Source organism: Bacillus sp. K2I17, assembly GCF_002209985.1.
Lineage (GTDB): Bacteria > Bacillota > Bacilli > Bacillales > Bacillaceae_G > Bacillus_A > Bacillus_A wiedmannii.
Map to the genome: position 1 here is coordinate 51,099 of NZ_NJGF01000002.1, position 20,712 is coordinate 71,810.

Annotated in this window: 19 protein-coding genes and 1 riboswitch; of the genes, 15 read left to right on the forward strand and 4 right to left on the reverse strand. The window is 36.3% G+C overall.

Features of this window, described 5'->3' with window-relative positions; all coding sequences use genetic code 11:
• From CER22_RS03675 to CER22_RS03705, 7 genes are all read left to right on the forward strand, one after another.
• Positions 1-1,101, forward strand: coding sequence for a glycosyltransferase family 4 protein (locus tag CER22_RS03675; protein ID WP_088065067.1), 1,101 nt, complete (start codon positions 1-3; stop codon positions 1,099-1,101).
• Positions 1,102-1,116: 15 nt separating this feature from the next.
• The gene (locus CER22_RS03680) at positions 1,117-1,857 is read left to right on the forward strand and encodes a WecB/TagA/CpsF family glycosyltransferase (RefSeq protein ID WP_046955475.1); all 741 of its coding nucleotides are present in this window, start codon (positions 1,117-1,119) and stop codon (positions 1,855-1,857) included.
• A 291-nt stretch (positions 1,858-2,148) separates the two neighbouring features.
• Complete coding sequence (locus CER22_RS03685; RefSeq protein ID WP_088608204.1) at positions 2,149-3,348, forward strand: MFS transporter; 1,200 nt, start codon at positions 2,149-2,151, stop codon at positions 3,346-3,348.
• Between the two features lie 268 nt (positions 3,349-3,616).
• A complete protein-coding gene (locus tag CER22_RS03690; protein WP_048542790.1) occupies positions 3,617-4,333 on the forward strand; it encodes a LytR/AlgR family response regulator transcription factor in 717 nt (238 codons plus the stop codon).
• A 121-nt stretch (positions 4,334-4,454) separates the two neighbouring features.
• Positions 4,455-6,533 carry a carbon starvation protein CstA gene (cstA, locus tag CER22_RS03695; protein ID WP_000854302.1) on the forward strand — a complete coding sequence of 693 codons (2,079 nt, stop codon included), beginning with the start codon at positions 4,455-4,457 and terminating at the stop codon, positions 6,531-6,533.
• Positions 6,526-6,729 carry a YbdD/YjiX family protein gene (locus CER22_RS03700; RefSeq protein ID WP_000919820.1) on the forward strand — a complete coding sequence of 68 codons (204 nt, stop codon included), beginning with the start codon at positions 6,526-6,528 and terminating at the stop codon, positions 6,727-6,729. Before cstA ends, CER22_RS03700 begins: the two co-directional genes overlap by 8 nt.
• Before the next feature lie 146 nt (positions 6,730-6,875).
• A complete protein-coding gene (locus tag CER22_RS03705) occupies positions 6,876-7,931 on the forward strand; it encodes a GGDEF domain-containing protein (protein WP_088608205.1) in 1,056 nt (351 codons plus the stop codon).
• 82 nt (positions 7,932-8,013) lie between these two features.
• Here the strand turns inward: CER22_RS03705 and pdxK are convergent, their stop codons facing one another.
• Entirely contained in the window at positions 8,014-8,838 is an 825-nt protein-coding gene (gene pdxK, locus CER22_RS03710; RefSeq protein ID WP_088065063.1) for a pyridoxine/pyridoxal/pyridoxamine kinase, read from the reverse strand.
• Between the two features lie 134 nt (positions 8,839-8,972).
• On the opposite strand from pdxK, the gene CER22_RS03715 reads away from it, so the two are divergent.
• The 3 genes from CER22_RS03715 (at position 8,973) to CER22_RS03730 (ending at position 12,029) form a co-directional block, all read left to right on the forward strand.
• Positions 8,973-10,544, forward strand: a complete 1,572-nt coding sequence (locus tag CER22_RS03715; RefSeq protein ID WP_088608206.1) for a GAF domain-containing sensor histidine kinase — start codon at positions 8,973-8,975, stop codon at positions 10,542-10,544.
• A 20-nt stretch (positions 10,545-10,564) separates the two neighbouring features.
• A complete protein-coding gene (locus tag CER22_RS03720; RefSeq protein ID WP_088065061.1) occupies positions 10,565-11,212 on the forward strand; it encodes a response regulator in 648 nt (215 codons plus the stop codon).
• 190 nt (positions 11,213-11,402) lie between these two features.
• Positions 11,403-12,029 (forward strand): FMN-dependent NADH-azoreductase, encoded by a 627-nt coding sequence (locus tag CER22_RS03730; RefSeq protein ID WP_000246726.1) that lies wholly within the window; start codon positions 11,403-11,405, stop codon positions 12,027-12,029.
• 62 nt (positions 12,030-12,091) lie between these two features.
• On the opposite strand, the gene CER22_RS03735 is transcribed toward CER22_RS03730, so the two are convergent.
• Positions 12,092-12,763 carry a transcriptional regulator YeiL gene (locus CER22_RS03735; RefSeq protein WP_088608207.1) on the reverse strand — a complete coding sequence of 224 codons (672 nt, stop codon included), beginning with the start codon at positions 12,761-12,763 and terminating at the stop codon, positions 12,092-12,094.
• A gap of 106 nt (positions 12,764-12,869) precedes the next feature.
• On the opposite strand from CER22_RS03735, the gene CER22_RS03740 reads away from it, so the two are divergent.
• Positions 12,870-13,565 (forward strand): YjjG family noncanonical pyrimidine nucleotidase, encoded by a 696-nt coding sequence (locus CER22_RS03740; protein WP_048542774.1) that lies wholly within the window; start codon positions 12,870-12,872, stop codon positions 13,563-13,565.
• A 40-nt stretch (positions 13,566-13,605) separates the two neighbouring features.
• Here CER22_RS03740 and CER22_RS03745 read toward each other — a convergent pair whose 3' ends face one another.
• A complete protein-coding gene (locus CER22_RS03745) occupies positions 13,606-14,838 on the reverse strand; it encodes a chloride channel protein (protein ID WP_088608208.1) in 1,233 nt (410 codons plus the stop codon).
• A gap of 314 nt (positions 14,839-15,152) precedes the next feature.
• A riboswitch (SAM riboswitch) is annotated at positions 15,153-15,257 on the forward strand.
• A gap of 92 nt (positions 15,258-15,349) precedes the next feature.
• Between CER22_RS03745 and CER22_RS03750 the strand changes: the two genes are divergently transcribed.
• From CER22_RS03750 to CER22_RS03760, 3 genes are all read left to right on the forward strand, one after another.
• Positions 15,350-16,648 (forward strand): bifunctional O-acetylhomoserine aminocarboxypropyltransferase/cysteine synthase, encoded by a 1,299-nt coding sequence (locus CER22_RS03750; RefSeq protein WP_000504750.1) that lies wholly within the window; start codon positions 15,350-15,352, stop codon positions 16,646-16,648.
• The gene (gene metA, locus CER22_RS03755) at positions 16,632-17,537 is read left to right on the forward strand and encodes a homoserine O-acetyltransferase MetA (RefSeq protein WP_048542768.1); all 906 of its coding nucleotides are present in this window, start codon (positions 16,632-16,634) and stop codon (positions 17,535-17,537) included. Before CER22_RS03750 ends, metA begins: the two co-directional genes overlap by 17 nt.
• 141 nt (positions 17,538-17,678) lie before the next feature.
• Complete coding sequence (locus CER22_RS03760; protein ID WP_088608209.1) at positions 17,679-18,974, forward strand: homoserine dehydrogenase; 1,296 nt, start codon at positions 17,679-17,681, stop codon at positions 18,972-18,974.
• A 30-nt stretch (positions 18,975-19,004) separates the two neighbouring features.
• On the opposite strand, the gene CER22_RS03765 is transcribed toward CER22_RS03760, so the two are convergent.
• Positions 19,005-19,631 carry a YczE/YyaS/YitT family protein gene (locus tag CER22_RS03765; RefSeq protein WP_088065058.1) on the reverse strand — a complete coding sequence of 209 codons (627 nt, stop codon included), beginning with the start codon at positions 19,629-19,631 and terminating at the stop codon, positions 19,005-19,007.
• 98 nt (positions 19,632-19,729) lie between these two features.
• Here CER22_RS03765 and CER22_RS03770 point away from each other — a divergent pair, with 98 nt between their 5' ends.
• Complete coding sequence (locus CER22_RS03770; RefSeq protein ID WP_088065057.1) at positions 19,730-20,707, forward strand: LacI family DNA-binding transcriptional regulator; 978 nt, start codon at positions 19,730-19,732, stop codon at positions 20,705-20,707.
• The last annotated feature ends 5 nt before the right edge of the window (positions 20,708-20,712 follow it).

Below are 20,712 nucleotides of genomic sequence, written 5' to 3' on the forward strand. Positions count from 1 at the left end.
ATGAAAGTGTTGCATATGAATGCTGGTGCAGAAGAAGGTGGGGGGAAAACACATATTATTTCACTTTTATCTCAATTTTCAAAGGAAGAAGTGGAATTAATGGTATTTGAAGAAGGTGCGATTGCTAGAGAGGCGAGAAACCTTGGTATTCAAGTGCATGTTTTTACCCAATCATCTCGGTACGACCTATCAATTCTTTCAAAAATAAAAGCATTTATTAATGAAAATCAATTTGACATTGTGCATACACATGGCGCACGAGCAAATTTCTATCTCTCCCTCTTGAAAAAAGGTATAAAAGCGAAATGGATAATGACTGTCCACAGTGATCCAACTTTGGATTTTATGAAGAGGGGATTAAAAGGATGGGTATTTACGAAGTTAAATTTACGTTCTTTCAGGAAGGTAGATTTATTCTTTGCAATTACGGAAAACTTTAAGAGAAACATAATAAAACTAGGTGTACCAGAAGAGAAGATTTGTACGGTTTATAATGGAATCGAGTATGATAATACTCCAGCAAAACCTTATGATAAAAGTGAATTTGGCATTGATGAAGGAGTATTTACAGCTGTTCAAGTAGCGCGTCTTCATCCTGTTAAAGGTCATGATATTTTATTTGAAGCGTTACAAAAAATTAAAATTCCAAATATAAAGGTGCTCTTGCTTGGTGATGGACCTATAGAAGCAGAATTAAAAGAGATGGTGAAACAAAAGGGCTTAGAGGATAAGGTGATTTTTCTAGGTTTTCGTACAGATTCAAAAGAATTATATGCATCTGCACACATTAATTTGTTAACCTCTTATAGCGAAAGCTTCCCTCTTGTTTTATTAGAGGCGGCTAATCAACGCTTAACATCTATTGCAACAAATGTAGGTGATATGAAAAAGTTAATAGTTGATGATACGTATGGATGGATTGTACCGATTGGTGATGCAGATTCGTTAGCAAACGCGTTAGAAAATGCTTATGAAAAATGGTTGAATGGTGAATTAGAAGCGATGGGAAATCGTTTATATAATCATGCATCTACTCATTTCTCGCTAAAGAATTTGTATGAAGATACTTATAATGCATATAAAAAACTTTTACTGAAATAGAGAGGATAGTTAATCATGGAAGTAAAAACGGTTGATATTCTAGGTGTTCCTTTTTCTACAATGACAATGGATGAAACGATCCAATATTTGAAGGGACAACTAGAATTGGAGCGAACTCATACTTTTCAGGTAGTAACAGCAAATCCTGAAATTGTTATGTGTGCAAAAAAGGATGAAACATTCCATAAAACATTATTAAATACAGATTTAATTACACCTGACGGTATTGGAGTTGTAAAAGCAAGTGGTATGTTAGGTACACCTGTAAAGGAACGTGTAGCAGGTTTTGATTTAATGTGTAATCTATTTGCAAAGTTATCAGAGGAGAATAAACCGGTATCTGTTTTCTTACTTGGTGCAAAACCGCATGTTGTACAAGCTGCAGCAGATCATTTAACGAAGACATATTCAGCTGTATCTATTGTGGGTACACAAGATGGGTACTTTAAACAAGAAGAAGAAGAGAGTATCGTTTCTCGCATTCAAGAAGCAAAACCAGATTTATTACTTGTCGCGCTTGGTTTCCCAAGACAAGAGAATTTTATCCAAACTAATAAGCATCGTTTAGAAACGAAGATGGCTGTTGGAGTGGGCGGAAGTTTAGATGTATGGGCTGGAGAGGTAAAACGTGCACCAAAATGGATTCAAGCGATTAACTTAGAGTGGTTTTATAGATTGTGTAGTAATCCAACGCGCTGGCGTCGTCAGTTAGTATTAGCGGAATTTTTAAAAGAAGTCATGCGTTCGAAAAAGTAGCGGAATATCGCTACTTTTTTATTTGGTCATTTTTAATAAAGTGAGGTTTTGCTCATCCACCACTGATGGTTAACCCTCACCAATTGGACGTTTAATGGCAGTTGGTCTTCAATTTAACCTTTTTGTTTCAGCTGAATTTTGAGGTAGGAGTCTTACTGCCCTCAAATAGTGTGATAAGTATTTTACTTTTGGGGAATGATGAAGGAGAATTTTTTGAACGAAAGTATTTTACTTATACAATTCACACATGTAAAATGATGTGTAAAGACAGCTGTGTAAGGAGGACTTCTTGTGGGCAAGGTGAAAGAAATTTCGAAGCGAAAGCTACTTGGTATAGCAGGGCTTGGATGGTTATTTGATGCAATGGATGTTGGAATGCTTTCATTTGTAATGGTAGCACTGCAAAAAGATTGGGGATTAAGTACGCAAGAAATGGGCTGGATAGGCAGCGTTAATTCGATTGGTATGGCAATCGGAGCGCTCGTTTTTGGAATACTATCAGATAAAATAGGGCGGAAATCAGTCTTTATTATTACATTATTACTATTTTCTATCGGTAGTGGTTTAACTGCTTTAACGACGACACTTGCGATGTTCCTTGTTTTACGATTTTTAATTGGTATGGGGCTTGGCGGAGAGCTTCCAGTCGCATCTACATTAGTATCAGAGAGCGTTGAAGCGCATGAACGTGGCAAAATAGTTGTGCTATTAGAAAGCTTTTGGGCAGGTGGATGGCTAATTGCAGCCCTTATCTCGTATTTTGTTATTCCGAAATATGGGTGGGAAGTTGCAATGGTATTGAGCGCGGTTCCGGCACTATATGCTTTATATTTAAGATGGAATTTACCGGATTCTCCCAAATTTCAAAAGGCTGAAAAAAGACCATCTGTTATCGAAAATGTAAAGTTAGTTTGGTCTGGTGAATATCGTAAGGCAACAATTATGTTATGGATTCTATGGTTTTCTGTTGTCTTTTCTTACTATGGGATGTTCCTTTGGTTACCTAGTGTAATGGTATTAAAAGGATTTAGTTTAATAAAAAGTTTTCAGTACGTACTTATTATGACGTTAGCTCAATTGCCAGGATATTTCACGGCTGCTTGGTTTATTGAACGACTTGGTCGTAAGTTCGTTTTAGTTACGTATTTAATCGGTACAGCATGTAGTGCTTACTTGTTTGGAGTGGCAGAGTCATTAACGATATTAATCGTAGCAGGCATGTTACTATCCTTCTTCAATTTAGGTGCTTGGGGTGCATTATACGCTTATACACCGGAACAGTATCCAACGGTTATTCGTGGTACAGGTGCAGGGATGGCAGCAGCATTCGGTCGTATTGGTGGTATTCTTGGGCCGCTATTAGTAGGATATTTAGTTGCTTCACAGGCTTCACTATCACTAATATTTACGATTTTCTGTGGATCAATTTTAATTGGCGTAGTTGCTGTAATTGTACTTGGGCAAGAAACGAAGCAACGAGAATTAGTATAAGGTGAAAGTTTAATCGGTGAGGGATTTATCTCCACTGATTATTAGCCAGCACCAATTGTGTTTTTGGGGAAGTAACACTCATTTCTTCGCATTCAGTGGGTGTTACTTCCTACAAATAATGGAATGAAAGGGTAGGGGGAACCGTTGTGGTTTCCTTTTTTCTGTTTTTTTAGATAAATAATGGTATAGTAAGAAAAAGGGAATGTTTCTTATAAAAGCGAATGTATACAACAAGACATATGGACAAAAGAATTAGGTGGTTGAAGAAATGAAAATTTTACTGATCATGGAAGAAGCAGAAGAGCGAAGAAGTTTAGCTGAAAAATTTACTGAAAATATAAGGAATGTAGAATGTTTTGAAGCGAATACGGGAACAGAATCATTATTGATCATGAAAAAGCATACACCAGATTTTGTTTTCTTGAATTCAAAATTACTAGATGGAACTGGTTTTGAATATGCGAGTTTATTACGGGAAGTAAATTGTTATACGAAATTGATTTTTATGGGTGAAGATATAGAAGAGTCGATTACGGCATTTCGGTTTCAAGCATTTTATTATTTACTACGCCCATTTCGTGAGGAAGATTTGCAATTCCTTTTATATAGAATGTGTAAAGAGCAAGGCGAGAAAGCAAAGAGTTATTTGCGAAAACTACCGATAGAAGGTCAAGAGGGAATTCGGTATATTTTCCCTGAAGATATTGTATATGTAAGCAAAAATAAGGAAAACAAAACGGTTTCAATTTATACAACAAATAATCAGTATATTTCAACATATACACTTCAAGAGCTGGAAAATAAGCTAAATGTATATGATTTTTTACGTGTGCATAAAAGTTATTTAATTAATATGTCATATGTACAAGAACTAAAACCTTATTATAATGGCACATATAATCTGTATTTAGATAAATATGATGAGCAACCGATTCCAGTTAGTCGTAATTATGTGAAACGACTTCGAAATAAGATTGAATTATAGTAGGTAATGCGAATTTTTTAACATGATAAACTAAAAATCCTTCATGATAAGGAGGATTCAAATTAAATATTCAGAAAATTTAGTACAATCCCACTAAGCGATAGTATTGGGGGGATTGTATGTGAAAACATTGAAGTCGATTTTACTATGGGGAGTTATTGCAGCAGTAGGCGCAGGTGCTTTTGGTGTAATAGCTTTATCACAAGGTGAAACTATTAATGCCGTGTGGCTCTTAGTAGCTGCGGTATGTGTGTATGCAGTTGCTTACCGCTTTTATAGTAGATTTATAGCGAGAAAGGTATTTGGTTTAGATAATAATCGGCAAACGCCAGCCCATACATTAAACGATGGAAAAGATTATGTTCCGACAAATAAGTGGGTATTATTTGGGCACCATTTTGCAGCAATTGCTGGGGCAGGCCCTTTAGTAGGACCGATTTTGGCAGCGCAAATGGGATATTTACCAGGGACAATATGGATTATTGTTGGGGTAGTTGTCGCTGGAGCTGTACAAGATTTTGTAATTTTATTTGCTTCGATGAGACGGAATGGTAAATCTTTAGGAGAAATGATTAAAGATGAGATCGGTCCTGTTACAGGGCTTATTGCAATGATAGGCATTTTAGGCATTATGATTATTTTATTAGCGGTATTAGCATTAGTGGTAGTAAAGGCGCTTGTCGGAAGTCCTTGGGGAATGTTTACAATAGCAGCAACGATTCCTATTGCTATTTTAATGGGAGTGTACATGCGCTACATTAGGCCTGGCCGGGTTGGTGAAGGGTCAGTAATCGGAATTATTCTACTTATACTGTCTCTTATTGGGGGACAGTATGTAGCAGAGCATCCAACGCTTGCAAGCATGTTCACGTTTAGCGGTGAAACGATTGCTATTATGCTTATTGTATATGGATTTATCGCATCGGCCTTACCAGTTTGGATGCTTTTAGCACCACGTGATTATTTAAGCACATTTTTAAAAGTCGGAACAATTGTTGGATTAGCAATTGGTATTTTAATTGTAGCACCAGATTTACAAATGCCAGCAGTTTCGAAATTTATCGATGGAACAGGTCCTGTTTTCTCTGGAAACTTATTCCCGTTCTTATTTATTACAATTGCTTGTGGTGCGGTGTCTGGATTCCATGCTCTCGTTTCATCAGGTACGACACCAAAGATGATTGAACAAGAGGGACACGCACAGCCAATCGGTTATGGGGCAATGTTAATGGAATCATTTGTAGCTGCGATGGCGATGATTGCAGCTTGTGTATTAACACCAGGAACTTATTTTGCGATTAATAGTCCCGCAGCGCTTATCGGTACGGATGTCTCGCAGGCAGCTCAAGTTATTTCCTCATGGGGATTTGCTATTACACCAAATGAACTAAAAGATCTCGCTGTAAACGTTGGAGAGCAAACGATTTTATCACGCACAGGTGGTGCACCAACGTTAGCGATAGGTATGGCGTATATTTTCTCACAAGTAATAGGTGGAACAGCCATGATGGCCTTTTGGTATCATTTTGCAATCCTCTTTGAAGCTCTATTCATTTTAACAACAATTGATGCTGGAACGCGTGTAGGCCGATTTATGATTCAAGATATTTTAGGACATGTATATAAGCCATTTGGGAAAACGGATTCTACATTAGCGAATGTGATAGCTACAACGTTATGCGTATTAGGATGGGGTTATTTCTTATACCAAGGGGTAGTTGATCCGCTTGGTGGAATTAATACATTATGGCCACTTTTCGGTATTGCAAATCAAATGTTAGCAGGTATTGCATTATTACTTGGAACGACAATTTTGTTCAAAATGGGGAAAAAGGCATATGTTTGGGTGACACTTATTCCAACTGTCGGATTGCTTATTGTAACGATGACAGCGGGTTATCAAAAGCTATTTCATGAAAATCCTAAAATAGGATTTCTATCTCATGCAAAGGTGTTTCAGGGAGCATTAGATGAGGGGAAAGTGTTAGCACCAGCTAAAAATGTCGCTCAAATGAAACAAATTATTTTCAATGATTATATTGATGCAGCGCTTTGTGGAATTTTTATGATAGTTGTAATCGCTGTATTAATTTCTGCGATTCGAATTTGGATTCAAGTATTAAGAAATAAGCCGATGCCGCTAAAAGAGGCACCATATATTTCTAGAGATGAAAGTGAGTCGAGGAACTATTATGCTTAAACGACTACGGAAAGTATGGGGAAAAAGGAAACACTTTATTAGTTTACTCGTTGGGGTACCAAGCTATGAAACATATGTAGAGCATATGAAAAAGCATCATCCAGAAGAAGAAGTGGTATGTCAAAAACAGTTTTTTGCAGAAGCGCAAGAAGCTAGATTTAATGCAAAGGGTGGAAAGATATCAAGGTGTTGTTGAGGAAAAGGGCGAGTTTTCGTCCTTTTTTATTTTTTGCTGTTTCACGTGGAACAGCAAAAAATAAATAAAAAGCTTTGGGAATTATAGGTATTTCGTATAAAATAAAATAAGGAAAGGGATAGATAGAAAAGTAGGGAGATTATTTTATGTTAAGGGACTTATTTGTAAACACAACAATTATTCTTTCCTTTATTTTTGTTGGAGGTCAGCTTTTAAGAGATAAACCGTTAAAAGAAGGGTTCTCTTTTTGGCAGAAATGTGTAGTAGGTATTCTTACTGGAATATTAAGTGTACTGTTGATGCATTTTGGTGTACATATTGAAGATATTATGTTGGATCTACGTTATTTAGCTGTTATTTTGGCAATTATAATTGGAGGTCCGATAGCTAGCAGTATAACAGTTACTATTATATTAATTACCCGATTATTTTTTACTGAGTACTCTTTAGCCTCTGAATTGGCTTGTTATACAATTGTATTGATAGGTTTTGGAATTATTTTCATTTGGCGGATGAAAGCTTCTATATTTAAAAGATGGATCTGGTTTAATGTATATAGTTTATCTATTTTAACGGTTCCACTTTCTATTTTATTTAAGGATATGTCTATAATAGCATTATATTTAGTTTGTAGTGGTGTTGCAGCATATATCACATTTATAAGCGCAAATTATGTATTGCAATCCAATGAGTTATTTCAAACGATGAAGCAATACGCAACGATAGATGCACTGACAGGTTTAGGAAACGTAAGACAGTTTGATTTAGAGATGAATCGTCATATTGGTAATAAGCGTATGAAAAATGATTCACTTTGTTTACTACTTATAGATATTGATCACTTTAAGTGTGTAAATGATACGTATGGGCATCCTGCGGGAGATGAAGTATTAAAACAAATGGGGCATATTTTACGAGAAGTTTCAATGTTTCCAGATTTGGCTTTTCGAAAGGGTGGGGAAGAGTTTGCGCTTTTGATACCGCAGAAAGGATTAGCTTATGGAATGCGTATGGGGGAAAAAGTTCGTACGGCTGTTGAAAACCATCCATTTCAATTGCTAAATGGAACAAAAATAAAAATTACAGTTTCAGTAGGAATTTCAGTGTATGAAGAATCACCAGAGCGATTTATTCAAGCTGCTGATGATGCATTATATTACTCCAAAAGAAATGGTAGAAATCAGGTTAGTTCTGCATCTTAAAGATAAGATGACCAGAAGAGCTTATAAAAAAACACCCACAGAGAGGAAATATATAAACTCTGTGGGTGTTTTCATTTATATGTTAGACAAGTTCTTTTGATGCAACGAATTTACGATATGCACCGTGATGTGTTGGGCCTACGTATTCGTTGATCTTGAATGAATAACGGATAGCAGCTGTGATAAATTCTTTAGCAGTTTTTACTGCTTCTTTCACAGTTTTTCCTTTTGCAAGTTCTGCTGTAATTGCAGCAGAATATGTGCAACCTGCGCCGTGTGTATTTGTCGTATCAATTTTTTCTGATTCTAGAAGATCGAATGTTTCTCCATCATATAGGACGTCGATTGCAGTTTCCGTACCAAGCTTGCTACCGCCTTTAATTAGGACATATTTCGCACCTAAAGCGTGGATTTTTTTTGCTGCTTCTTTCATGTCTTCAAGAGAATTAATCTTTATGCCACTTAATTGGTAAGCTTCAAATAAGTTTGGTGTTACAACTAATGCCTTTGGAACAAGAACGTCACGTAAGCAATCGTTCGTTTCAGGATGTAATGCTTCATCAGCACCTTTACATACCATAACAGGGTCAACTACTACATTTTTGAAATTATGTTTTTCGATTGTTTCAGCAACCATTTCAATAATTTCTACTGATCCAAGCATACCTGTTTTTAAAGCATCTACTCCAACACCATCAATTGTCGTTTCTAATTGTGGTTTTAATGTAGAAGCTGGGATTGGGAATACGTTATGTGCCCAACCGTTATGTGGATCCATCGTTACGATTGTCGTAAGAGATGTCATTCCGTATACACCAAGTTCTTGGAATGTCTTTAAATCTGCTTGTATACCAGCACCGCCACTTGTGTCAGAACCAGCGATAGTAAGTGCTTTATTTAATGTCATTATGAAATCCCCCTCAAGTGATATAATGAAAACTATGTTTTCACCATTATATCAATGTTACGAATAAGTACAAAGTGAAAAGTAGATGATTTACTTTAGGGGCGATTTAAAATCTTGTATGTAGGAGACGAATTATGTTTCAAGAGAATCGTACAAATGAATTAGTTATATTAAAAGAGATTGCAGAGACGTTGAACACCTCAAATGATACATATCATGTGCTGCAAGCTGTGTTGGAAAAACTGTTGAATGTAACAGGTTTAACGACAGGATGGATATTTCTTGCGGATGAAAATGGCAGATATACAAAATTAATTGATTATCAATTACCAGAGGGACTAAGATTTGAAAATAAACGACCGATGTGTGAGGGGAATTGTTGGTGTTTACACCGATTTGTGGAAGGGAAACTAGAGAAAGCCGTTAATATTATTGAATGTAAGAGAATTAATAATGCGATTGAATATAACTGGGGAGATACAGAAGGGATTGTGCATCATGCGACAGTGCCGCTAAAAGCGGGGGGAGATGAATTTGGCGTATTAAATGTGGCTAGTCCAGGTAAAACGCATTTTTCTGAAGAAGAGTTAGTGCTATTACAATCAGTTGCTTTCCAAATTGGAACAGCATTAAAACGTACAAAATTGTATGAAAATGAAAAGAGAAGGGCTCATTATTATGTAAAGTTAGACCGATTTATTCAAGCTTTAAGGACGATTCATAAATTTAATGCATTGCCAGAGGAGATTGTAAAGCAAATAGGGAAGTTATTTTTATGGGAGCAAGTTGTATTCTTTATTAGAGAAGAAAATGAACTTGCTGTAAGAGCCTCATGTAAGATAGATGAGATACAAGAGGATTTGAAGTCAGCGGCACAGGAAGCTCTGAAAAAAGAAGAGCCTGTTTTGTTAAAGAGTCAGGTTGGGAATATCGTACATCCTAATCGTGCGGTTATTGCCATTCCCATACATATTCAAGATCATATATTTGGCGTACTAAGTGTAAGTTCGAATAATGGAGAATTTGATATAAATACGATAGATGTAGTACAGGCGTTAGCCAATCATATATCGTTAATGATAGAGAACTTAAGGTTAAATGAAAAGCGCCGAGAACTTGTACGACTGGAAGAACGTAATCGTTTAGCTAGAGATTTGCATGATTCTGTTTCACAAAAGTTGTTTTCATTAACTTTTATGACGAAAGGTGCCGAAGCCGTCTTAAAGGGGAAAAACGAAAAGGTAGATCAGTCTTTGCATGAGATACGTGAGTTATCGCAAGGTGCTTTAAAAGAAATGAGGACGTTAATTTGGCAACTACGTCCAGCGGGATTAGAGAAAGGACTATTACCAGCTTTAAAACAATATGGTGAAAGTTTGGGATTGAAAATTCGGGAACAAGTTACAGGTGTTCGTGATTTGCCACGCGTAGTAGAGGAAGCGCTATGGCGAATTGGACAAGAAGCTTTAAATAACGTAAGTAAACATGCGAATGTCAGAGAAGCGGCGATTTATTTCAAAGTGACGGAGAAGAATGTATCATTAGAAATAGTCGATCAAGGAAACGGCTTTGTAGAGAAGAATATAAAAGAGAAGAAATCACTCGGTATGACTACGATGCGCGAAAGAGTAGAATTAGTCGGTGGAACAATTAAAATTGTAAGTGATAAGAAAAGAACAAGTGTAAAAGTAAATGTACCATTATGATGTGAAAATGAGGGAAGTTTGTGAAAATAAAAGTATTGTTAGTTGATGATCATACAGTTGTTTTAAAAGGATTAGCATTTTTCTTAAGTACACAGGAAGATTTAGCGTTAGTTGGAGAAGCAAATAATGGGAAAGAAGCGTTAGTGAAAGTAGGGGAGACGAATCCTGATGTTGTATTAATGGATTTATATATGCCCGAAATGGATGGTGTCGAGGCGACGGCGTGCATCAAAAAAGAATATCCAAATGTGAAAGTAATTGTATTAACTAGCTTTTCTGATCAGGCGCATGTTTTACCAGCGTTAAGGGCGGGGGCAAGTGGGTATATTTTAAAAGATGTAGAACCCGATCAGCTTGTTGAAGCTATTCGAAGCGCATATAAAGGTAATATTCAATTACATCCAGATATAGCAAATACTCTTCTCTCTCAAACATTACCTGTGGAAGAAAAGGAAGAAGAACCTTCTATTCAAGTGGATGTGCTAACGGCGAGAGAAAATGAAGTGTTGCAGCTATTAGCGAAAGGAATGAGTAATAAAGAGGTCGCTTCTGTTTTAGTTATTACAGAAAAAACGGTAAAAGCTCATGTAAGTAGTATTTTGAGTAAGTTGAATTTATCTGATCGCACGCAAGCAGCATTATATGCAGTGAAAAATGGAATTGTATAAGACAAAAGTCGTAAGACCTAGTTCGCCTTTAGAAGGTGGACTTTTTTTATGGAAAAATACGTCTATGTGAGGACGAAATTGTCTTGATATAAAGATAAAATATGTTTGTAAGCAACAAAACAACAATTACAAGGGATACCTTTTTTGAAAGCATATAACAACAGAAGAGTGAGTACTAGGAGGAAAAACAATGGCAACAGTTTTATTTGTAAAAGCAAACAACCGCCCAGCGGAACAAGCAGTTAGTGTGAAATTATACGAGGCATTTTTAGCAAACTATAAAGAAGCACATCCAAATGATACAGTAGTAGAACTTGATTTATATAAAGAAGAATTACCATATGTAGGCGTAGATATGATTAATGGTACATTCAAAGCAGGTAAAGGATTTGATTTAACTGAAGAGGAAGCAAAAGCAGTAGCAGTTGCTGATAAGTATTTAAATCAATTTTTAGAAGCTGATAAAGTCGTTTTCGGTTTCCCATTATGGAACTTAACGATTCCAGCAGTGCTACACACATATATTGATTATTTAAACCGAGCTGGCAAAACGTTTAAATATACGCCAGAAGGTCCAGTTGGTCTAATTGGAGATAAGAAGATTGCATTATTAAACGCGCGCGGCGGCGTATATTCTGAAGGTCCAGCAGCTGAAGTAGAAATGGCTGTTAAATATGTAGCAAGCATGATGGGCTTCTTCGGTGCAACAAATATGGAAACAGTAGTTATTGAAGGACATAACCAATTCCCAGATAAAGCAGAAGAAATCATTACAGCTGGTCTTGAAGAAGCAGCTAAAGTGGCAAGTAAATTTTAATTGAAAATAGAATCGTCACTCGAAAAAAGTAGCATTAACAGATAAACGTTAATGCTACTTTTTTATATTTTAAGTTCATCAGCCAGTTTTTCTAATTGAATTCGATCTTGTATGTAATAGGTTCTTCCGTCTTTTTTTAAGTAATTTTGCTGGCAAAACTGGTTTAATACGTATAAAAGATGGCGGTAGCTGACATTTAAGTATTCCGAAGCCTCGGTATGTTTTTCTGTATAACTGTTATTTTGTTCTGTTAATAGAATAAAAGCCGCTAATCGATTTTTGAACGGATAACTATTGTTTTTGGCGTAACTTTCTGTTCGGCTAATTGTTTTTTCGCCGATAAATTTACATAGTTTCTGTAGAAAGGTAGCATCTTGCAATAAAAGATGCTGACAATCTTTAAGAGGGAGCGCTAAGCACATACAATCTTCAATCACTTCCACCGTTTTCGTAACGGATTCAACGCCAATTAACCCTAATTCTCCAATGAACGAAGGTGCTTGAATAAAGTTAATTAAGGAGACCTTCCCGTTTTTGTGACTCATATATATTTTCGCTTTTCCGGAAATTAAGTAATAAAGATAAGGAACATCAACGCCTTCATTACATATCCTTTCTCTCTTTTGAAAGGAATGTAGTTCAGCATACGGTAAGACATTAAAAGAAAAAAGAGTATGGACGTTGTAAGTTTGCATGTAATGAGAGATTTCTTCGCTATTTTTGCTGACTTTCATATTTTCACCTCATGTTTAGTATGAGATATCTCCTATTATGTTTACAAGAAGGAATGATACGATTTACGTAAATTTGTTTTTGTAGAAAAGAGAGTGTGAAGGGCTTATGAAAAAATATAAAACATTGCTATTTGATGTAGATGATACATTGTTAGATTTTCAGAAGGCGGAGAAAATGGCGTTACGTATGCTGTTTGAAGAGAAAGGGATTCCTCTAACTAGCGAGGTTGAAGGGCACTATAAAAAAATTAATAAAAGTCTTTGGGATGCTTTTGAGGAAGGTGAAATGAACCGTGATGAAGTTGTAAATACGCGGTTTTCAATTTTGTTTAAAGAGTACGGGGAAGAAGTAGATGGAGTATTATTCGAAAATAATTATCGTAGCTACTTAGAAGAAGGAGACCAACTTATGCAAGGTGCGTTTGAATTTATAAGTCAAATTCAAAGTGAGTACGATTTATATATAGTGACAAACGGTATTTCTAAGACGCAAGATAAACGTTTACGTAATGCAGGATTACATGCCTTGTTTAAAGATATTTTCGTTTCTGAAGATACGGGATTCCAAAAGCCGATGAAAGAGTATTTTGATTATGTTTTTGAACGAATTCCTAATTTTTCCCCTGAAGAAGGGCTCATTATTGGGGATTCGTTAAGTGCTGATATGAAAGGTGGATATGTAGCGGGAATTGATACTTGTTGGTTTAATCCAGAAAAGAAATCAAATAATAGCGAGATTGTGCCAACATATGAAGTACAAAATTTTGAAGAGTTATACGCGTTATTGAAGCAACGTGTGTAATAAAAATAGGCAGTGGAACTTTTGTCCCTACTGCCTATTTTTATTCGTTTGCAGCTTCGTTATTTTTAGGAAGTGGAAATGTATTACCAATCGCTGCCGCTCCAAGCATCGGTAATAGTAAATTGAGCGGGAAAAACATGAGTAATAGTAATGTTATAGCAATTGGTTTTCTTAATGCATAGCTTGAAATTGCTGTCGTGACGATGGCTACCGAAGCGATTGGATCTATCGGGATAATGGAAGCTATAGCATATCCGATACTAGATCCAGCAAATATAATTGGGAAAATATGTCCACCGCGCCAACCTGTATTTAAACAAACGGCAGTAATACATAATTTTAAAACACCTGAAAGAAGTAGTACCCAGAAAGATAAATGACTCCATTCAACGACTAAATCTTTTAATTGATGTTCTCCTGAGAATAACGTGTACGGGAGAAAAGTTCCTGTAATTCCTAATAAAATACCACCGATAATTCCAAGTGATAGTTTGTATTCCCTGAAGGGATGGATTAATTTCTCTAATGTGAATTCAAATTTGAAATAAAAGAAACCAACTATAGCACCAATACTAGCAAGTGGTAGAAAGGCGATCCATTCATTAAGAGAAAGGGAACCTTCCCCAAAATCAACGATAAAGGATCCGCGATTATCGAATTTACTAAGTAATAAATAAACGGAAAAGCCAGCGAAAGTGGTAGCTAAATATACAATTGCTTTTTTTCCTTTAGAAAATTCGTTAATTTGCTCACCCTCATTTTCATTTGGAGCTAAATAACCGAATAATGGCGCGTTAAAAATTACACTTAAAGTAGCGCCAATTCCAACCTCTGTTAGTTCATTCATTCCTTTTAAGGCAAATGTAAAGCGATCCCCTACCCATGTACAAAGTCCACCGATAATTCCAACAAGTGCTGCTTCGGGACCTAAGCTAGCTCCAAATATTAAAACGATAATCGCAGTTAAAGTAGCTTTATGTACAAAACGGTATTCAATTCTACCAGTTTTTTTATATTCACCCATCACTTCCGGCATAAGACGTGGATATATGCCGAAGTATTTTTGGGTTAAACCAACGAGAATACCACCGATAGTTGTTACACAAATAGTGTAATACGGGGGAGAAGAGAAAATAGTAGGTAAGTATCCCCAAATAAAGTGAATGCCGATATTTATTGTAACTAAAAATAGCCAGACTGTAGCTCCTACTATAGAGCCTAAAAGAATGCCGTATAGGACGAGTATATAGTGCATGTCCTTTGTGTTTGTCATGTTATACCTCCGTTATGTAAGTTTTAATGTCGAAAGGATTAAATATGCTACTGTGAAAGGAATATGTATAGTATCTTTTTGAGAGGTGGGCTTATTCAATATATTGAGGTCTCGTGAGAATTTGAAATGTATACAGTTAAACTACTTACTTAATTTTATATAGTAATCGTGGGTTTTAAAAGGTCTTTTTCAAATGGATATGGAATATATTTCTTTTGTTATGCATGTCAAATTCTTTGTATTTAATTTAGAACATTCAGAAAAACTGTTTGACATTAGGAAATTATTGCTATAAAATCAACGGTAATTGCATAGTCTTATCAAGAAAAGGTGGAGGGACAGGCCCGATGAAACCTTGGCAACAGCCGTATAACGGAATTGTGCCAAATCCTGCAGGTAATAATCCTGAAAGATAAGAAAGAGCCTTTAGAGCGTGTTTTCAAACTGCTCCTTTCTTGTTTTCAGGAAAGGAGCAGTTTTTTATTTTGTATAAAAGAAAGGAGAATGAGAGATGGGAGAATCATGGGGAAAAGGAACAATTTGTGTGCAAGGTGGCTATACACCAAAGAATGGTGAACCGCGTGTTTTGCCACTTTATCAAAGTACAACGTATAAATACGATACTTCAGATGATTTAGCAGCGCTATTTAATTTAGAGGCAGAAGGATATATATATACGCGTATTGGAAATCCTACTTTAGCTGCATTTGAGCAAAAGTTAGCGGATTTAGAGGGTGGTGTAGGAGCTGTTGCAACGGCTTCTGGGCAGGCTGCTATTATGCTTGCTGTTTTAAATATTTGTAGTAGCGGAGACCACTTGCTTTGTTCTTCCACAGTTTATGGCGGAACGTTTAATTTATTTGGAGTGAGTTTGCGTAAGCTTGGTATTGACGTTACGTTCTTTAATCCGAATTTAAGTGCTGATGAAATTGTGGCCCTTGCTAATGATAAGACGAAACTTGTTTATGCAGAGTCGTTAGGAAATCCAGCGATGAACGTTTTAAATTTCAAAGAATTTTCAGATGCAGCGAAAGAGTTAGAAGTACCTTTTATCGTGGATAATACATTAGCAACTCCTTATTTATGCCAAGCATTTGAGCACGGAGCAAATATTATCGTTCATTCTACGACGAAATATATTGATGGTCATGCAAGCTCTTTAGGCGGCATTGTCATTGACGGAGGGAACTTCGATTGGACAAATGGGAAATATCCTGAACTTGTTGAACCGGATCCAAGTTATCACGGCGTAAGTTACGTTCAAAATTTTGGTGCAGCAGCGTATATTGTGAAGGCACGTGTTCAATTATTAAGAGACTATGGAAACTGTATGAGCCCATTCAATGCGTATATTAGCAATATCGGCTTAGAAACGCTACATTTAAGAATGGAGCGTCATAGTGAAAATGCTCTCGCAGTTGCTAAGTGGCTTGCTAACCATGAACGTATTGAATGGGTGAATTATCCGGGATTAGATAGCAATGAAAATTACTCGTTAGCACAAACGTATTTGAAAAAAGGTGCTAGTGGTGTTTTAACATTCGGCATTAAGGGCGGATTAGAAGCAGCGAAAGAATTTATCGCAAATGTAAAACTAGCAACTCTCGTAACGCATGTAGCGGATGCACGAACTTGTGTTATACATCCTGCTAGCACAACGCATAGACAATTAAGTGCTGAAGATCAGCGTCTAGCTGGCGTTACATCAGATTTAATTCGTTTATCGGTTGGTATAGAAGATGTTTCTGATATTATTGCAGATTTAGAAGCAGCGCTAGTCGGAGGCAAAGAACATGCCGATCATAATTGATAGAGATTTACCAGCTCGCAAAGTGTTGCAGAAGGAAAATATTTTTGTAATGACGAAGGAGCGAGCAGAAACACAAGATATCCGGGCATTGAAAATTGCTATCTTAAATTTAATGCCTACAAAGCAAGAAACAGAAGCGCAATTACTTCGTTTAATTGGCAACACACCGTTGCAATTAGATGTTCACTTACTTCATATGGAATCACATTTGTCTCGCAATGTAGCGCAGGACCATTTAACGAGTTTCTATAAAACATTTCGTGATATTGAGAATGAGAAATTTGATGGACTTATTATTACAGGAGCACCAGTTGAAACTCTTTCTTTTGAAGAGGTAGATTATTGGGAAGAGCTTAAACGTATTATGGAGTATTCAAAAAAGAATGTAACATCTACGCTTCATATTTGTTGGGGGGCACAGGCTGGCTTGTATCATCATTATGGTGTTCCAAAGTATCCTCTTAAGGAAAAAATGTTCGGTGTATTTGAACATGAAGTTCGAGAGCAACATGTGAAATTGTTACAAGGGTTTGATGAATTGTTTTTTGCCCCGCATTCTCGTCATACAGAAGTACGAGAGAGTGATATTAGAGAGGTGACAGACTTAACATTATTAGCAAATTCTGAGGAAGCAGGTGTTCACCTTGTCATTGGGCAAGAAGGAAGGCAAGTGTTTGCGCTCGGGCATAGTGAATATAGTTGTGATACGTTAAAGCAAGAATACGAACGGGACCGCCAAAAAGGGTTAAATATTGATGTGCCGAAAAATTATTTTAAGCATAATAATCCAAATGAGAAACCACTTGTAAGGTGGAGAAGCCATGGGAATCTATTATTCTCTAATTGGCTGAATTATTACGTGTATCAAGAAACCCCTTATGTATTATAAAAAAAGATTGTGTAACACGTGGCAACGTTTTCTTTGTAAAGATTAACTTATATTTTTCCGAATGTTCAAAAAACATTGTTTTTCAGATTTTTTACTCATATAATTTCATCTAAACACAATTTTTGAGGGGTGGACAGTATTATGAAAGAAATTCAAGTTGGTTTATTAGGTCTTGGGACAGTTGGGAGTGGTGTAGTTCGTATCATTACAGATCATCAAGAGCGACTTATCCACCAAGTAGGTTGTCCTGTAAAAGTAACGAAAGTACTAGTACAAAATATTGAAAAAGAGAGAGAGGTAGAGGTACCTTCTACTCTATTAACACAAGATGCAAATGAAATTTTAGATAATCCAAATATTGACGTTGTCATCGAAGTGATGGGTGGCATTGATGATGCAAAAGCATATATTTTGCAAGCCTTACAGAGCGGGAAGCATGTTGTGACTGCCAATAAAGATTTAATGGCGTTACATGGGGCGGAACTCTTAGCGGTAGCAAAAGATAATAAAGCAGATTTGTTTTATGAAGCAAGTGTAGCCGGAGGGATTCCGATTTTACGAAGTATCGTAGAAGGACTTTCTTCAGATCTTATTACGAAAGTAATGGGAATTGTAAATGGAACGACAAATTTTATTTTGACGAAAATGTCAGATGAAGGGAGAGCATATAACGACGTGTTAAAAGAAGCCCAACAACTTGGATTTGCAGAAGCAGATCCAACATCAGATGTGGAAGGTTTAGATGCAGCGAGAAAAATGACGATTTTGGCTACCCTTGGTTTTTCTACAAATGTAGAGCTTGGAGATGTGAAGGTAAAAGGGATTACTTCTATTACAGAAGAAGATATTGAATACAGTAAGAGTTTAGGATACACGATTAAATTAATCGGTCTTGCGAAGCGAGATGGTGAAAAATTAGAGGTGACGGTTGAACCGACACTACTTCCAAATACACATCCTCTTGCGGCCGTACAAAACGAATATAACGCTGTATATGTGTATGGTGAAGCGGTCGGAGAAACGATGTTTTATGGACCAGGTGCAGGAAGTTTACCGACAGCAACAGCTGTTGTTTCAGATTTAGTAGCTGTAATGCAAAATATTAGATTAGGTGTAAACGGAAATAGTGCGGTATCCCCGCAGTATAAAAAAGTATTAAAAGAGCGAGAAGAAATTGTTGTGAAGAAATTTTTAAGACTTCATGTAAAAGATGAAATTGGTGTATTTGCAAAAATTACTTCATTATTCTCTGAGCGTGGCGTTAGCTTTGAAAAGATTATTCAAATGCCGCTTGAAGAGAAAGGGAAGGCTGAAATTGTAATTGTGACGCATCGTGCGTCTCTTGCTGATTATGATTATATTCTACATACGTTGCAAGGGTATGAAGAAATAGATTGTTTGAAAGCAAACTATCGAATTGAAGGGGATGCTAAGTAGTATCTCTTCTCATAAAACAGAAAGAGCCTGTTAAGCAGCTTGCTTAATAGGCTCTTTTCTATTTAAAATCTTCGTACCAATTTGAATAAATGCTTGGATAATCCAGCCTGTTGTAAAGGATAAGATGATTGTTCCAAAATAGATAGGTCCATCTAATAGGAAGCTTAATGTTAAAAATAAAAACGCTAACGAAATTTCTGTTCTTCTAAATGTCCATTTCTTTTTCTCAGCAACCGTTAAAACGAAAGCTTCTTGAGGTGCTGCGCAAAGGTTTGTAGAGACGTAAAGACCAATCCCAGCTCCAACGAATAGATTTCCGCAAATAAGTGTTATATATTTTGGAAGAGAACGGATAGCGTCCATAATAGTTGGAATGGAACCAATCCAATCAACAAAAAGAGAAATAAGAACCATCGTTACAATTGTACCAATTGTTATTTGTTTTTTATTCCAAAAGAGTACGATAAGAGTAAATGCAAAGTTAATCATGAAAATCCAAAAACCGATACTTATCCCGAAATTTTGATATAGTGCAATAAAGAAGGAATCATAAGGGCTAAGTCCAAAGGAAGTAATTGTCGTCATCATATTAATACCGATGGCGAGAGTGAGTAGACCGCCAATGAAAAATATATATTCTAATTTGAATCGAAGCATAGTTGTATATCCTTTCAAAATGTATTTGCTAGGAAAGGATATATTGTGGAAAGCTTACCAGGTCAAGGGAGAATTTTTGCAGGGAAGGGGAAAATGAGATGACGAATATAAGGAAGATTGCTGAGCTTGCTGGGGTATCTGTTTCAACTGTTTCACGTGTACTAAATAATCATCCATATGTGAATGAACAGAAACGAAAAGAAATTTTAGCAATTATAGAAGAATTAAATTATACGCAAAATGTGAATGCAATTCATTTAGTGAAAGGAAAAACGAATGTAATTGGCGTTTTATTACCGCACGTAAATGATCAATATTATAGCGCTATTATCGAGGGAATATCAAAGGAAACAGCAAAGAATAATTATAATATGATGCTTTGTCAGACGAATTATAGTGAGGAAAGGGAATTAGAAATTTTAAATATGTTAAAAATGAAAAAACTTGATGGGGTTATTATATGTTCGCGGGCGAATAGTAAGGAAAAGCTTGAAGAATATACGAAATTCGGCCCTATTGTTATGTGCGAAGAAATCGACTCGAATTTCATTTCGAGTGTGCATATTGATTACTATAAAGTGTTTTCGCGCGGAATGAAAAGCTTAATAGATGCGGGCCATACAAGTATTGGGTATTGCATTGGAAGAAGTAATAGCATTAATAGTCAGAGAAGAAAACAAGCATATGAAGATTCGCTTCAACAGATTGCTGTAACACCGATAGAGGCTTGGAAGTTTAAAGGCTGTTTTACAGTGGAAGATGGGCGTAATGTGATTAGGGAATGGACACGTATGTCAGTAAAACCAACAGCGTTTCTTGTATCTTGCAACCATATTGCCGCGGGGATGGTAACGGAAGCGAAAAAACAAGGCATTCGTATTCCGGAAGATATTACGATTATCGGTTGTGATGATCAAGATGTGGCAGATATTTTAGGCATTACGACGATTTCGTATTGTAGTAAAAATGTTGGTGTGAAGGCATTTGAATTATTATATGAAAAGATTAATGATGAGCAAATCGATATAAGGCACGTAGAGTTATTGCCAGAATTAGTACATAGGGAAACAACATAATAGAT